The sequence below is a fragment of the Kitasatospora sp. NPDC058965 genome (assembly GCF_042741245.1).
Lineage (GTDB): Bacteria > Actinomycetota > Actinomycetes > Streptomycetales > Streptomycetaceae > Kitasatospora.
In genome coordinates this window covers 1-13,629 of the sequence record NZ_JBHYKG010000239.1, presented here as the reverse complement: position 1 = coordinate 13,629, position 13,629 = coordinate 1, and the positions used below count along the sequence as shown (strand labels likewise).

Annotated in this window: 14 protein-coding genes and 2 riboswitches; of the genes, 8 read left to right on the top strand and 6 right to left on the bottom strand. The window is 72.7% G+C overall.

Features of this window, described 5'->3' with window-relative positions; all coding sequences use genetic code 11:
- Together ACFW1A_RS29740 and ACFW1A_RS29735 are read right to left on the bottom strand one after the other, a co-directional pair.
- A partial coding sequence (locus ACFW1A_RS29740; RefSeq protein ID WP_380414088.1) for a LysM peptidoglycan-binding domain-containing protein occupies window positions 1-892 on the bottom strand: 892 nt, incomplete at its 3' end.
- Window positions 893-899: 7 nt separating this feature from the next.
- Window positions 900-1,065: riboswitch (cyclic di-AMP (ydaO/yuaA leader) on the bottom strand.
- A 244-nt stretch (window positions 1,066-1,309) separates the two neighbouring features.
- Window positions 1,310-2,731 carry a serine hydrolase domain-containing protein gene (locus tag ACFW1A_RS29735; RefSeq protein ID WP_380414086.1) on the bottom strand — a complete coding sequence of 474 codons (1,422 nt, stop codon included), beginning with the start codon at window positions 2,729-2,731 and terminating at the stop codon, window positions 1,310-1,312.
- A gap of 143 nt (window positions 2,732-2,874) precedes the next feature.
- Between ACFW1A_RS29735 and ACFW1A_RS29730 the strand changes: the two genes are divergently transcribed.
- From ACFW1A_RS29730 to ACFW1A_RS29720, 3 genes are all read left to right on the top strand, one after another.
- Complete coding sequence (locus tag ACFW1A_RS29730; protein WP_380414084.1) at window positions 2,875-3,690, top strand: SAM-dependent methyltransferase; 816 nt, start codon at window positions 2,875-2,877, stop codon at window positions 3,688-3,690.
- Window positions 3,691-3,806: 116 nt separating this feature from the next.
- Window positions 3,807-4,724 (top strand): pseudouridine synthase, encoded by a 918-nt coding sequence (locus tag ACFW1A_RS29725; protein WP_380414082.1) that lies wholly within the window; start codon window positions 3,807-3,809, stop codon window positions 4,722-4,724.
- 94 nt (window positions 4,725-4,818) lie between these two features.
- Window positions 4,819-4,998: riboswitch (cyclic di-AMP (ydaO/yuaA leader) on the top strand.
- A gap of 9 nt (window positions 4,999-5,007) precedes the next feature.
- Entirely contained in the window at window positions 5,008-6,489 is a 1,482-nt protein-coding gene (locus ACFW1A_RS29720) for a glycoside hydrolase family 16 protein (protein ID WP_380414079.1), read from the top strand.
- A gap of 125 nt (window positions 6,490-6,614) precedes the next feature.
- Here ACFW1A_RS29720 and ACFW1A_RS29715 read toward each other — a convergent pair whose 3' ends face one another.
- The gene (locus ACFW1A_RS29715) at window positions 6,615-7,310 is read right to left on the bottom strand and encodes a hypothetical protein (RefSeq protein WP_380414078.1); all 696 of its coding nucleotides are present in this window, start codon (window positions 7,308-7,310) and stop codon (window positions 6,615-6,617) included.
- Between the two features lie 201 nt (window positions 7,311-7,511).
- On the opposite strand from ACFW1A_RS29715, the gene ACFW1A_RS29710 reads away from it, so the two are divergent.
- On the top strand, window positions 7,512-8,186 hold the full coding sequence (locus ACFW1A_RS29710) for a pyridoxal 5'-phosphate synthase (protein WP_380414076.1): 675 nt from the start codon (window positions 7,512-7,514) through the stop codon (window positions 8,184-8,186).
- Between the two features lie 94 nt (window positions 8,187-8,280).
- Window positions 8,281-8,760 (top strand): DUF1877 family protein, encoded by a 480-nt coding sequence (locus tag ACFW1A_RS29705; protein ID WP_380414074.1) that lies wholly within the window; start codon window positions 8,281-8,283, stop codon window positions 8,758-8,760.
- A 123-nt stretch (window positions 8,761-8,883) separates the two neighbouring features.
- Here ACFW1A_RS29705 and ACFW1A_RS29700 read toward each other — a convergent pair whose 3' ends face one another.
- From ACFW1A_RS29700 to ACFW1A_RS29690, 3 genes are all read right to left on the bottom strand, one after another.
- Window positions 8,884-9,657: a transglycosylase family protein gene (locus tag ACFW1A_RS29700; RefSeq protein WP_380414072.1), complete on the bottom strand. Its 774-nt coding sequence runs from the start codon at window positions 9,655-9,657 to the stop codon at window positions 8,884-8,886.
- A gap of 526 nt (window positions 9,658-10,183) precedes the next feature.
- Window positions 10,184-11,827 carry an RICIN domain-containing protein gene (locus tag ACFW1A_RS29695; RefSeq protein WP_380414070.1) on the bottom strand — a complete coding sequence of 548 codons (1,644 nt, stop codon included), beginning with the start codon at window positions 11,825-11,827 and terminating at the stop codon, window positions 10,184-10,186.
- A gap of 196 nt (window positions 11,828-12,023) precedes the next feature.
- A complete protein-coding gene (locus tag ACFW1A_RS29690; RefSeq protein ID WP_380414068.1) occupies window positions 12,024-12,263 on the bottom strand; it encodes a chaplin in 240 nt (79 codons plus the stop codon).
- A gap of 324 nt (window positions 12,264-12,587) precedes the next feature.
- Here ACFW1A_RS29690 and ACFW1A_RS29685 point away from each other — a divergent pair, with 324 nt between their 5' ends.
- The 3 genes from ACFW1A_RS29685 to ACFW1A_RS29675 all read left to right on the top strand — a co-directional run bounded on the left by ACFW1A_RS29685 (window position 12,588) and on the right by ACFW1A_RS29675 (window position 13,605).
- Window positions 12,588-12,830, top strand: a complete 243-nt coding sequence (locus ACFW1A_RS29685) for a chaplin (RefSeq protein WP_380414066.1) — start codon at window positions 12,588-12,590, stop codon at window positions 12,828-12,830.
- 42 nt (window positions 12,831-12,872) lie between these two features.
- Window positions 12,873-13,142 carry a chaplin gene (locus ACFW1A_RS29680; RefSeq protein ID WP_380414064.1) on the top strand — a complete coding sequence of 90 codons (270 nt, stop codon included), beginning with the start codon at window positions 12,873-12,875 and terminating at the stop codon, window positions 13,140-13,142.
- Window positions 13,143-13,230: 88 nt separating this feature from the next.
- Window positions 13,231-13,605 carry a hypothetical protein gene (locus ACFW1A_RS29675; protein WP_380414062.1) on the top strand — a complete coding sequence of 125 codons (375 nt, stop codon included), beginning with the start codon at window positions 13,231-13,233 and terminating at the stop codon, window positions 13,603-13,605.
- Window positions 13,606-13,629 lie beyond the last annotated feature (24 nt).

Below are 13,629 nucleotides of genomic sequence, written 5' to 3'. Positions count from 1 at the left end.
CCCAGGCAGCGTTCGGGCTGCCGTAGGTCTCGTTCATGTACTGCAGCGCCCAGCGGATCTGGGTGGCCGGGTTGGTCGCCCAGTCGGAGCCCGCGGAGGCCATCTTGTTGCCGGGCAGGGCCTGCGGCAGGCCGTAGGCGCCGGAGCTCGGGTTGGTGGCGGTGATGTTCCAGCCGCTCTCGTGGGTGATGATCTGCTCGAACGAGGCCAGCTGGTCGGCCGGGACGATCGAGGCGGCCAGCGCCTTGAGCGAGGCGACGGAGTTGTCCACCGGGGCCGCGACCGTGGTGGCGGTCAGCTGGGTGCGGCTGGCCGAACGGCTGGCGGCCTGGGTGTTGCCGGAGCCCTGGGCGGACGAACCGGTGGAGGACTTGCTCGCCGAGGAGTTGGTCGACGGCGCGGCCGGCTTGGCCGGGGCCGGGGCCGGCTTCGGGGCGGGGGCCTGCGCCGGGGCCTGGGCCGGGGCGGCCTGGGCGGTGGCGCCGGACAGCACCAGGTGCTGGCCCGGGTAGATCAGGTTCGGGCCCGAGGTCAGCACCGACTTGTTCATGTCGTACAGCTTCTGCCAGCCGCCCTGCACGTTGTGCGCGGTGGCGATCTTCGACAGCCAGTCACCCTTCGCCACGGTGTAGGTCTCGGGCGCGGCGGTCTGGGTGGCCGCGGCCGGGGCGGCGGTCGTGGCGGCAGCCTGCGGGGCGGCCTGAGCGGCGTGCACCGGGGCGGCAGCGGCGACGGTGTGCACCGGCGCGGCCTGGTGGGCCGGGGCGGCGGAGGCGCCGGTGGCGGCGATCACGGGCAGGCCCGCACCGACGCCGGCCACGACGGCGGCGGCGACGACGCGCTTGAGGGTGGTGCGGCTGGGCAGGCTGGGACGACCGTTGACGGACATCATGATGAGCTTTTCCTCTCCCACGCCTACGAGGTGAGCTGTCGGATTCGGGCTGGAGTTGCCCGGCCGCGCAAGCGCGGCTTCACCCCAAGCCCCGCCCGGTGGACACCGGGTGGGGCGACTTACCTGTGGTTCCCCCGCTCCTGCCGTGGTGCTGTCTAAGGCACGTGCTCGCTCGGTCCGGCGGCAGGACTCGGCGTTCCGGAGAGCGAGGTTCGTGTGGAGACGAACGAGAAGCACCGTAAGCGGGCCGATGGCCCTACCACAAGCCGATGTGAGCTGTCTCATGTTCGGCCTCAAGGATCGATAACGATCCGGCCGACGCGTTTGACGCCCCGTCAGTCCTGCGGCAGGGCCAGTGACCTGGCTCACAGTCCCCGCGGCCATCCACGGCCGGTCGGCCCTGCACGGCCCGCCGGCCTACATGGCCTGCCAGCCCTGCGGGTCCACGCCGCCCGGCACCGCCTCGGCCGGCCCGTACGGCTGCCGGGTCAGCACGAAGCTGCCCAGGTCGAGGTGGCTGACCGTGCCGTCCGGGCCGTGCACCACCCGCAGCGGCTCGCCCGCGTAGTAGCCGTCCAGGCCGGTCCAGGTGCCGTCCGGCTCGGGGCGGAACCGCGAGGTGCGGACCGCTCCGGACAGCTCCACCAGCTCCAGGTGGCGCTCGGCCCGCAGCTTCAGGGCGAGCGGGGCGGGCCCCCAGTACCAGGGCCCGGTCAGCGCCAGCAGCGCCGGATCCACCTGCGGCAGCGGCCGCCAGGGCTCGGGGAAGCACGGCTCGCGCTCGGCCACGATCCGGATCAGGTCGGCGGCCACCGCCGAGGTGCCGGCGCCCGAGGTCGCGTTGGCCAGGGCGACGGCCGCCACGTCCTCCTCCGGGCAGAGCCAGAACCCGGCCAGGAACCCGGGCATCGATCCGCCGTGCCCGACCAGCAGCCGGCCGTCCCGGCGCGCCAACTGCAGGCCCAGGCCGTAGCCGGCGTTCCAGTCGCCGTCCGGCGCCACTGCCGGGCGCCGCATCTCGGCGAGCGTCTCGGCGGCCAGCACCTTCCCGTCCCCGGCGGTCAGGAAGACCGCCCACCTGCACAAGTCGGCAGCCGTGGACCAGAGTTGGCCGGCCGGAGCCATCGCCCCGGTGTCGGCCGGCGGCTCGGGCAGCAGCACGTCCGCCCAGGGGTGCACCGCGAAGCCGCCCGCGTGCGGGGCCTGCGGCAGCATCGTGGTGCGGGTCATGCCGAGCGGCTCCAGCACCTCCTGGCGCAGCACCTCGCCCCACGGCTGCCGGCGCAGCCGTTCCACCAGCGCGCCCAGCAGGGCGTAGCCGGGGTTGGAGTAGTGGAAGCGCTCGCCGACCGGGTGCCGGAACGGCTGCTCCTCCAGCAGGTCGGACAGCTCCGGGCGGAGCGCGCCCGGCGTCCGCTCCCACCAGGGCCCGGGCGTCTCGGAGGAGAGTCCGGCCGCGTGGCAGAGCAGTTCGCGGATGGTGGCGCGGCCCGCGGCGGTGCCGGGCAGGTGCTGCTCCAGCGGGTCGGCCAGGTCCAGCAGGCCCTCGTCGCGCAGCCGCAGGACCAGCACGGCGGCGAAGGTCTTGGAGATCGAACCGATCCGGTACTGCACGTCGGCGTCCGGGGCATGGCCGTCGATCATGCTGCGGGCCCCCGACCAGACCATCCGGCCGTCGCGCACCACCGCGCCGACCATCGAGGGGGTCCGGCCCTGTGCCTGGCCGACCGCCAGGCGGTGCAACAGGGCTCTGCGGGTCTCGGGCAGCAGCGCCCCGGGCAGCAGGTCCGGCTGGGCCCCGCCGTTGGTGGCCAGCAACTCGTCCGACTGGTCGGGCATCTGATCTCGCATTCGCTCGGGCGGAGTGGCGAACTTCGACGATACCCGGGCCTGACCTGCACAGCTCAGGATTTTGCACGGGACATCCAACCGCTGTGGGGCGAGGGCCGGATATGCTTCCCCCGGCCGCCAGGGGAGGCGGTTTGACGAAGAGTCACGGGGACGAGGGTGAAGCGGTGCAGCACGAGCTGACGGACCTGCAGACCGACCGGCCGCACCCGGCGCGGATATACGACTACTGGCTCGGCGGCAAGGACAACTTCCCGCCGGACCGGAAGGCCGCCGAGCACGCGATCAGCGTCTCCGCGGACATCCCCGCCGCCGCCCGGGAGAACCGCGCCTTCCTGCAGCGCGCGGTGCGGATGATCGCCGGCACCGGGATCCGGCAGTTCGTCGACATCGGCGCCGGCCTGCCCTCGCCCGGCAACGTGCACGAGGTGGCGCAGTCGGTCGACCCGGACAGCCGGGTGGTCTACGTGGACAACGACCCGATCGTGCTCACCCACGGCCGGGCGCTGCTCGCCGACAACCGCAGCACCACCGTGTTCACCGGGGACGTGCGCAAGCTGGACGAGCTGTTCGACCACCCCGAGCTGCAGGCCCTGGTGGACTTCGAGCAGCCCGTCGCGGTGCTGCTGGTCGCGGTGCTGCACTTCGTCAGCGACGAGGAGGCGCACCGCGCGGTGCGCCAGGTGCTGGAGCGGGTGCCGGCCGGCAGCTACCTGGTGCTCTCGAACAGCACCCACGAGGGCAACCCCGAGCGGGCCGCCGAGGCCGCCAAGACCTGGGACAAGACCGAGACCCCGATCCGGCTGCGCACCCGGGACCAGGTGGCCGCGTTCTTCGAGGGCTGGGAGTTGCTGGAGCCGGGCGTGGAGTTCGTCCCGCTCTGGCGCCCGGACGGGTCGACCGACGGCACCACCCGGTGGATGTACGCGGCGGTCGGCCGCAAGGCCTGACGGCGGTTGTGGGGCGGAGGGCCCGGCGGCGGCGGGTCGGAGGGCCCGGCTGCGGTGCCGGGACGCCGGGCCCGACAGCGGTGGCGGGCCCGGGTCGCGCCGGTAGGGTGACCCGGATGAGACGCAGGAAGAGGCCGGTCGCACCCCTGCCGCAGCGGTTCGGGGTGGACCCGGTGCAGGTCCGGATGCCGCAGGACGGCAGCTGGCCCACGATCGGGCAGTACCTGGTGCACCGGCTCCCCGACGGGGTCGACGCGCGGCTGGCCGAGATGCTGCGGGACGGCGAGATCCTCGGGCCGGACGGTCCGATCGACGCCACCACGCCCTACTTGCCCGGCGCCAGCGTCTGGTTCCACCGGGACCTGCCCGCCGAGCCGACGGTCCCGTTCCCGCTCACCGTGGTGCACCGGGACGAGAACATCCTGGTGGTGGACAAGCCGCACTTCCTCGCCACCACCCCGCGCGGCAGCCACGTGGTGCAGACCGCGCTGTCCCGGCTGCGGCACGAGCTCGCGCTGCCCGAGCTCAGCCCGGCGCACCGGCTGGACCGGCTGACCGCCGGACTGGTGCTCTTCGTGGTCCGCCCCGGTGCGCGCGGCGCCTACCAGGGGCTGTTCCGCGAGCGCCTGGTGCGCAAGGAGTACCTGGCGGTGGCCCGGTTCGACCCCGGGCTGGCACTGCCGCGCACGGTGCGCAACCGGATCGTCAAGGAGCGCGGCGTGATCGCCGCCCACGAGGAGGCGGGCCCGGTCAACGCGGAGAGCCGGATCGAGCTGCTGGAGCGCCGCGGCCCGCTCGGGCTGTACCGGCTGGAGCCGCACACCGGCCGCACCCATCAGCTGCGCCTGCACATGTGCTCGCTCGGCCTGCCGCTGCTCAACGATCCGGTGTACCCCGAGGTGCTGCCGGCGGCCGACCCGCAGGACTTCCGGAACCCGCTCCAACTGCTCGCCAACCGACTGGAGTTCACCGATCCGCTGACCGGTCGCGAGGTCTGCCTGCAGTCCGGGCGTACGCTCGCGGCATGGGTGTGAGCTGTGTCATAGCAGGCGGTCCTGACTTGTTCCGGCCGGGCCGGCTGCCTAGCCTGCTCCAATCGCTCGCGGCTCGCGAGCACCGCCGACGGGACGCCGAATCCCGTCCACCCGTCGGCGGCGGACCCAGCAACGACACGGACGGGAGCGGGGGAACCAGGTAAGCGCCCGGTCTCACGTTCCCGCGTGCGGCCAGGCTTGGGGTGAAGCCGCTCCCACGGCGGCCGGGCTACTCGGCCCGAACCCGACAGCTCACCTCGCAGGCGTCACAGAGGACCCTGCCATGCGCATGCAGCTCCATGCCCGGCGGCGACGCGGTGCCCACCGCGCGGCCGGCCGCACCCGCTACCCCGTGGTACCCGGACGGATCGGCGCCGTCGCCGGATCCGCCGTCATCCTGCTGACCGCCCTCGGCAGCGCCCAGGCCGACGCCAGCACGCCCCGCGTCGTGGAGGACCGGCTCACGCCGAGCACCTTCGCCGCCGACACCCCGGGCACCGCCGCGCTGACCGTGCACTCCGCCGCCTGCCTGACCGCGCGCTCCCTCGGAGTGGCGGTGCGCAGCGCGAACGGGGCGAACTTCGACTTCCCGGGGGCGGCGCACGGGGTGCGGGTCTGCTCGGACGGGGTGAGCCTGACCACCGGCGCCCGGACGCTGCCGGCCGGCACGTACCGCGAGTTCGGGTACTGGCAGGACTCGGCCGGGCGGTACCACAACCTGCCTGCTCAGACGCTGACGGTGGGGAAGGCGGTGACGCCCTCCCCGTCCCCGTCCCCCTCCTCGTCGCCGAGCGCCGGCCCGAGCCAGAGCCCCACCGCGAGTGCCACGCCGTCCGCGTCCGCCACGCCGACCCCTTCGGCCTCGCCCACGGCTGCGGGTACCCCCACGGCGGCGCCCACGCCCACGCCGACCGCTACGGCGACCACCGGCTCGCCCAGCCCGTTCGCGACGCCGACCCCGACCCCGACGCCGTCGTCCACCCCCACCGGCACGCCCAGCTCGACCCCCAGCCCGAGCAGCACCGGCCCCGCCCCCACCTGGTCCGAGGACTTCGCCGGCGAGAACGTGCCGCTCGGCAGCTGGACCGGCTGCTCGGCCAACGGGCCCGTCCAGAACAGCCACTGCACCGGTCTGCCCGCAGGGGTGGACGCCAAGTGGTGGGCCTACCCGAGCGGCTGGCAGGACACCTCCAAGAACGGCACCTACGACCCGTCCAAGACCCTGTCCATCGCCAACGGTCAGATGAACATCCACCTCAACCGGGACAACGCCGGCACCTGGGTGGCCGCGCCGCTGCCCAAGCTCCCCGGCGCGGTGGGCAAGGACGGCGGTGTGCAATACGGGAAGTTCGAGATCACCTGGAAGGCCACTTCGGCCGCCGGCTTCAAGACCGCCTTCCTGCTCTGGCCGGACGGCGATGTCTGGCCGCAGAACGGTGAGATCGACTTCCCCGAGGGCAACCTGAACGGCAACATCTCCGCGTTCATGCACCGCCAGGGCGCCACCTCCGGCTCCGACCAGGACGCCTACGGGACCTCGGTGGCCGAGGCCGGCACCTGGCACACCAGCACCATCGACTGGGAGCCGAACAGCCTGACCTTCTCGCTGGACGGCAAGGTGATCGGCCACTCCACCAGCGCCGTCCCGTCCGGCCCGATGCACTGGGTGCTCCAGGCCGAGACCTCCATCGGCGGCGCGGTGCCGTCGGTGGGCAGCTCGGCGGACATCAGCATCTCCTCGGTGAAGTACTGGAAGGCGGGCTGACCGACCACCCGTTGACGCGCGACCGGGCGCTGCACTGCACTGCGCAGCGCCCGGTCGGCGTGGTCGGTGCGCGCCGCCCCGGTCGTCCTCCCGCTCCGCTCAGCGGGGCCCTCGGCCTGGCTCCGTCAGTCGAGCGAGTACCCGAGGACGCCCTCGGCGAACTGGCCTTCGCAGTTGTAGTCGTTGGAGTCGAAGTGCTCCCCGTTGACCTGGCAGCGCCGCACCACGCGACTCGCCAGGCCGGCCGGCGGGGCGGAGTAGATGTAGCCGAGCTGCCCGAGGTACTGCTGCCCCTCGCAGTTCCCGGCCAGCGAGGTGAAGGTGTCCGTCGCGTTCCACACCTTGCACGAGTACAGCGGCACGGTCCCGGCCACCTGGCCGCTGTAGAGCCAGCCGAGGCTGCCCTCCAGGTAGTAGCCCGCGGGTGCGGACCCGGTGGTGCTGAGGTGCTCCGGGCCGTTGTACCGGTTGAGGTTGACCGTGCCGGGGGCCGGCTGGGTGGCGCACTGCACCTGCGCGGTCGCCTCCCAGGTGCCGCCGGGCGGGAGCTGCGGGGCGGCGGCGCGCGCTGCCGCGTAGGGGCTGTCCAGCCAGGCCTGTGCGGTGCCCAGCGGCAAGCACTGTGCGCTGGAGAACCCGGCCGCCTGGGCCTGGGCGAGCGCGGAGTTGAGCGCCGCTTGCTTGGCCTGGGCCGCGGTGGATCCCGTCGCGTCCCCGTAGTAGTTGGCCTGGCTCGGGGCCGCGGAGGCGGGGATGGCGACGGCCAACAGCAGGGTGCCGGCCGCGGCGGCGGTGCCGAGCAGGCGAGAGAGCGTCCGCACGATTCGTCCTTTCGTCCGCGCGCCGGGCAGGCGGGAGCCGCCCCGGACGAGCGGGATCGGGAGCTGGAGATGGACCCGTTCATGTCAGTTCGAACGTGGAGTCAGCTTGGGGTCGACGATGACGCACCGTCAACTAGTGTGAAAAGTTTCGCCCTCTAAATTTATGTCAGCTAACAGCGTGGGTCGTGGGATGATCGCCGGGTGTCGGACGCCGCGAACCAGGACGAGCTCGCCCAGCTGCGCGAGCTGTTGATCAAGCACCCCCCGATGGCCCGGGCGCTGCCCGCCTTCGAGGTGGCCGACGCCCCCGAGCGGCCGGGCGAGCTGTTCGTCAACTGGCTGCTCGGTGCACTGCGGGCTGGGGTGCCCGACGCCCAGGTGATGGTGCTCGGCACCGCCGGGCCCGACGCGCGCGTGGTGGTGCTGCGCGACGTGGACCCGGGGGAGGGGGCGTGGTGGTTCGCGGGAGACGCGCGCAGCCCCAAGGGCCGCCAGCTGGCGGCCGACCCGCAGGCCTCGCTCACCTTCTACTGGCCGGCGCTGGGCCGCCAGGTGCGGGTGCGCGGCGCGGTGGAGATCGGCGCGCAGGAAGGGACCGAAGAGGCGTTCCGCCTGCTCAGCCCCAACTCGCGCACCGCCGCCCTGGTCGGTCGGCAGAGCGAGCCGCTGGCCGACCCGGCCGAGTTCACCGAGGCCTGGACAACCGCCGCGCAGCGGCTGGCGGCCGAACCGGACACTGTCGCCGAGGGCTACACCCGGTACGCGGTGCGGGCCGGGGAGGTCGAGTTCTGGCAGGGCGCGGCCGACCGCCGACACGTACGACTGCACTACCGCCGGACCGCCGACGGCTGGCAGCGCGAGCTCAGCTGGCCCTGAGCGCCGTCACGGTGGGACCGGACCGGACCGGACCGGACAGCACCGCCGGCACTACAACCCCGCGACCTGGGAATGCGATGTTGAAGGCAGACGCGTGAGCTTCCACCTGCACCTCCGGGCTGTCCCGCCGGCGGAGCTGCGCCCGGGCAGTCCGTGGACAACGGCCTTCATGCTCGCGGCCTGGGGCAACCGGCGGGAGGAGTGCGCCGCGGGGACGGCGGAGTCGATCGAGAAGGACTTCGCGGGCGTCCACCAGCTCTACACCGGCGCCGCCGACGGCCCCGCGGACACGGGGGACCCGAGCGGCCTGCCGATCTTCGGCGGTGAACTCGTTCCCCACGAGGACGGACCACCGTTCCTGATCCTGCACCCGCACCGGGTGGCAGAAGCCGCCGCGTTCCTGAGCGCGGCCGACTTCGACTCACTCTGGGAAGCCGCGGGCACCGCACTCCGTGCCACCGGAGATCCGGAGGTGGACCGAGATCTCTACCTGAGCCACCACCGAGGTCTCGCCGCCTTCTACCGGACGGCCGCCGACACGGGGCACGCGGTCATCAAGGCCTTCTGGTACTGAGACGCCCGGGACGGGAGAAGCGGCGGTTCGGGCTCTGGCCCGGGATGCGGAAAGCCCGGCGCCCCCTTCCCGCCGTGGTGGTGGGGAGGGGGCGTCGGGTTGGGTGAGCCTGGGTCAGCGGTCTCAGATGCTGAGGACCTGGCCCGGGAAGATGACGTCCGGGTTGCTGCCCACGGTCTTGACGTTCTTGCCGTACAGGGCGTCCACGGTGGTGTGGTGGGCGGCGGCGATGGCGCTGAGGGTGTCGCCGCTCTTGACGGTGTAGCTGCCGGTGCCGGTGCTGTTGGTGCTGGTGACGACCTTGTAGGTCTTGCGGTCGGCCTGGTGCTGCTGCGGGGCCTGCTTGGTCACCGGGGCCTGGGCCGGCTGCTGGACGGGGGTGGCGTCCTGGGCCGGGGCCTGCTGCTGCACCGGGGCGGCCTGCTGGGTGGCGGCGCTCTTGGTGCTCGTGGTGGTGCTGCTGGTGGTGCTGGTGGTGTCGACCTGGGCGGGGGCGCCGCCGGCGGTCAGGCCGGCCTTGACCGAGCAGACCGGCCAGGCGCCGGGGCCCTGGTCGGCCAGGACCTTCTCGGCGACGGCGATCTGCTGGGCCTTGGTGGCCAGGTTCGCCTGCGCCGCGTACTGGGTGCCGCCGTAGGCGGCCCAGGTGGAGGAGGTGAACTGCAGGCCGCCGTAGAAGCCGTTGCCGGAGTCGATGCTCCAGTTGCCGGTGCTCTCGCACTGCGCGACCGCGTCCCAGGTGGAGGCCGGGGCGGCCGAGGCCGAGTTCGCCGCGACGAGGCCCGCCACCGGAAGGGCCAGCATCGCGCCGCCCATGACAGCCATCCGGACCCGGTTGCGCTTCGGGGCGAGAGCGGTGGTGGCAGTGGTGGCGGTGGTCTCGTTGCGGAAAGTCAAAGTGATCCCTCTCGACAAGGTCCCGGTGGGCGCACGGAACCACACCCCGTAAGGGGGCTGCTGGTTCACGGTCCGCGTCCTGCGGACGGACGGCGGCGCATCCAACGCCTGCCGTACCGTCCCGGCCACCCGCAAGGAACCCGCACCCCGCCTGAGCGGTGGCGTGTTCCCCGGGCGGTCCCGGGTTGCGCTTGCTGCGCTGAGATCGAAGTTAGGCAACCACCCGCCCGGTATCAACCATTTCGGGATCCGCGCAGGTCAACCCCCGTTACCCGCGGAAACCCAGCCCCCCGAAATGGTCCGGACCAGCGAAAAATGCGCATTCCGGACACCCCGCACCACCCCCGCTGTGACCGACACCACCACCCACCACCCCCAAAACCCCGACTCCCCGCCAGCGCCGCCTCACCCAGAGTCAGATTCCGACCCCCTGGTGGCCCGCACCACACGCCGACGCCCACCGCGGCGACCGGCGGACCGGTCACCGCAGTGGGCGCGGCGTGCGTGCGCGGTGCCGGGGGCCCGGTCAGCCGTGCAGGTAGACGATGCCGAGCTTGGTCAGCTGCCACTGCTGCCCGGCGGCGCCGGTGTTGGCGGCGAGCTCGACCAGCGGGTTGTTCTGGCCGTCCCGGTCACCGCTGAGGGTGGCGACCATGCCCGGTGCCTGGCTGTCGGCCACGGTGTAGCTCCCGTTGCCCGCCGGGCTGAGGATCCAGTGCTGGTTGGCGCCGCCGTTGCAGCCCCACTGCTCCAGCCGGGTACCCGCGCCGGTGGCCTGGCCGGTGGCGTCCAGGCACATGTTCCGATTGCCGCTGAAGTCCAGCTCGAAGCTGCCGCCGGCCTTGGCCTCCAGCACGAAGGACTGGTTCAGGCTGCCGCTCGCCGGATAGGTGATGGCGGCCCGGCCGTTGGTGCTGTCCCCGTAGGTGCCGCCGCCCGCCAGGTCGAGCACCTGCCCGGTGGCCGCGTTGGTCAGCTGGTACCAGGCGCCGTCCTCCGGCGTGTCGGGGAAGGGCTGCCCCGGGGTCAGCGGCAGCACCGAGGTGCCGTCGCCCTGGTTGAGGGTGCAGAAGCCCTCCGCCTGGCTCTGCTGGTAGAAGGCGCCCAGGCAGGCCCCCTCGCCGCGGTAGCCGGCCACCCGCAGGTGGTAGGACTGGCGGATCTCGTTCTCGCAGAGCGACAGGATCCCGATCGGGTAGTCGCAGCCGTTGCGGGTGTTCTCCGACAGGTCGATCACGTCGCCGTTGGTGTACTCGTACGGCGAGCTGGTCCACTCCGCGCAGACCTCGTGGCCGTAGGAGACCCGGCGCTGGTCCAGGAAGCGGACCCCGGGCACCGCCTCGGCGGCCTGCCGCAGCGCGTTGTCGAAGGTGGGCACCACCCAGTTGTGGCCCCAGGCCAGGTCCTCCGGGTAGGCCGGGCAGCCCTGGGCGATCTTGGTGGCGTAGTCGTTGCTGCGGATGTCCGGGGTGATCGGGATGAAGTAGGACTGGTACACCAGCTGGTAGTCGCCGTCCGCGTAGCCGGCCGCCCGCATGGTGTTCCGGATGTCGGTGAGCGCGGCGACCACCTTGGGGACCACCTTGGCGGCCCGCTGGCTGAGCACGGCGCTGCCGATGGTGTCCCGGCAGCCCTGGCCCTTGGGGATCGGGAAGTACTGCCCCAGGCAGCTCTCCATGATCCCGCTGAAGTCGAAGTCGTCGTTGGCGCCGATCGTGACGACCACCATCTTGACGTTGTACTGGGCCGCGGTGCGGGCGAGTTGGGCGTCCTGCTTGGGCTCGCCGAAGTCGCCGCTGCCGCCCCCGGTGACCTGGGCCAGGGTCGGGTCGCTGACCAGGTCGCCGGTCTGCGCGCCGGAGCAGGCCAGGTCGACCGGGGTCAGCCCGGTCAGGCCGGTGTCGAACACCTCCGACTGGGGGTGCCGGTGGCAGTAGTCCGTGGGGCCGTCGGTGCCGGCGAAGTAGCCGTCGCTGGTGTCGGTACCGGCGCCCTCGCCGGATATCGCGCTGTCGCCCAGCGAGACGATCGCGGCCGGGAGCCCGGCCCTGGGGGCGGGTGCGCCGGTCGCACGGGCCGGGGCGGCGCCCGCGGCCAGGCCGAGGGCGGCGACCAGGCCGGCCACGGCCAGCAACGCGCCGGGGGGACCTGCGGTGAGTCTCCTGATCACGCATGACTCCTAGGAGGGTGGGGGTGCGGAGCAGTGCTGTGAGCGGGTTCACATCGTAGGTACTGACAAGTACGTCAACAAGGCTGCGGGCCAATAAACTTGAGTGATACTCATGTCTCACCCCCGGCCCACGCAAAAGCCGCCGCCCGGCTCCCCAGGAGGAGAGGTGCCGGGCGGCGGCTCAGCTGCGGACGGCTCAGCCGTTGTTGACGCAGGTGTTGCCGAACGCCGGGTTCAGCAGACCGATCACGTTGACGCTGTCGCCGCACACGTTGACCGGAACGTGCACCGGGACCTGGACCAGGTTGCCCGAGAGGACACCGGGGGAACCGACCGCGGCGCCCTCGGCACCAGCGCTGGCCATGGCGGTACCGGCACCCGCGGCCACGATGCCGACCACGGCGGCGCCGACAGCGGCAGCCTTCTTGACGCTCATAAGAGTCTCCTTGTAGCTGAGCACGATGCGTGCATGATCAGGAACGACCCCCTCCCCCGCTGGTTGCGGGAGTGCGCCGCGAATCACCCGTTCGTACGAACGCCGGGCCCGCACCAGGCGATCGGGTGACAGTCGGATCCACCCGTTTCCGGGGCCCCCGAACCTCGTTGTACTCGCCGAAGCAGAAACCGTGCGCCGCTGTCGGCGAGCGGGTCCGCCTGAGTGATATTGGCCAGCCGGCCGGAACCTCTCGGCCGTCATTCCTGTTTCGCTCGGTGCCCCGGGAGGAGAACCACCCCCGGAAATCAACGGAGGAATACCACCATGCGCAAGTTCTCGAAGTCCCTCGTGCTCACCACCGCCGCTGCCGGCCTGCTGCTCGGCGGTGCGGGCATGGCCGTCGCCAGCTCGGGTGCCCAGGGTGTCGCGGCCGGCTCCCCCGGCGTGCTCTCCGGCAACGAGGTCCAGGTGCCGATCCACATCCCGGTCAACGCCTGTGGCCTGACCGTCGACGTGATCGGCGCGCTGAACCCGGCCTTCGGCAACACCTGCGTCAACAACGGCTGACCCTGGTCGTCCGACCGGTCCCCCTTCCTTAGGAGATCCACCATGCAGAACGCGAAGAAGCTCGCGGTCCTGTCCACCGCCGCCTTCGGCCTGGTGCTCGGCGGCGCCGGCGCCGCCATGGCCAGCGCCGGCGCAGAGGGCGTGGCCGCCCACTCCCCCGGTGTGGCCTCCGGCAACGCCATCCAGGTGCCGGTCCACATCCCGGTGAACCTCTGCGGCGACACCGTCAACGTGATCGGCGCGCTGAACCCGGCGTTCGGCAACACCTGCATCAACACCGAGCACAACCACCACGACGACGACGACTGCTGAGCAGCCGAAGTCTCGTGAGCCCGCTGCCCCCCGGACTTCCCAGGTCCGGGGGGCAGCGGTGCGTCAAGCACCGTCGAAAGGACCTGCGTTGACCCTCTCCCCGACCACCGGCGCGCTGACCGCGCTGGGCGCGGCGCTGCTGCTCACCCCGGCGGGCACCGCGGTCGCCGCGGCCGCCGCCCCGCTCGCCGCCCCGTCCACCGCCCTGCAGCCCACCCAGGTCGCCCCGGCCGTGGGCGCGCTCGGCGACACCACCGGCTACGTGCTGGGCCCGGCCAAGGACCTGCGGCTGGACCCGTTCGCCCAGTCCGCCGCCGACCCGCTGAACAACGCGCTCGCGGTGAAGCCGGACAACGGCGTGCCGAAGGTCTCCACCACCGCGGCCACCGGTGCGCTCAGCGGCGGGGGCGGCGCCAAGGACCTGCCGGTCGCCGGCCTGCTGCTGCACGCGCTGCCGGGCTGATCCCCGCCCCGCACGCGGCGGGGC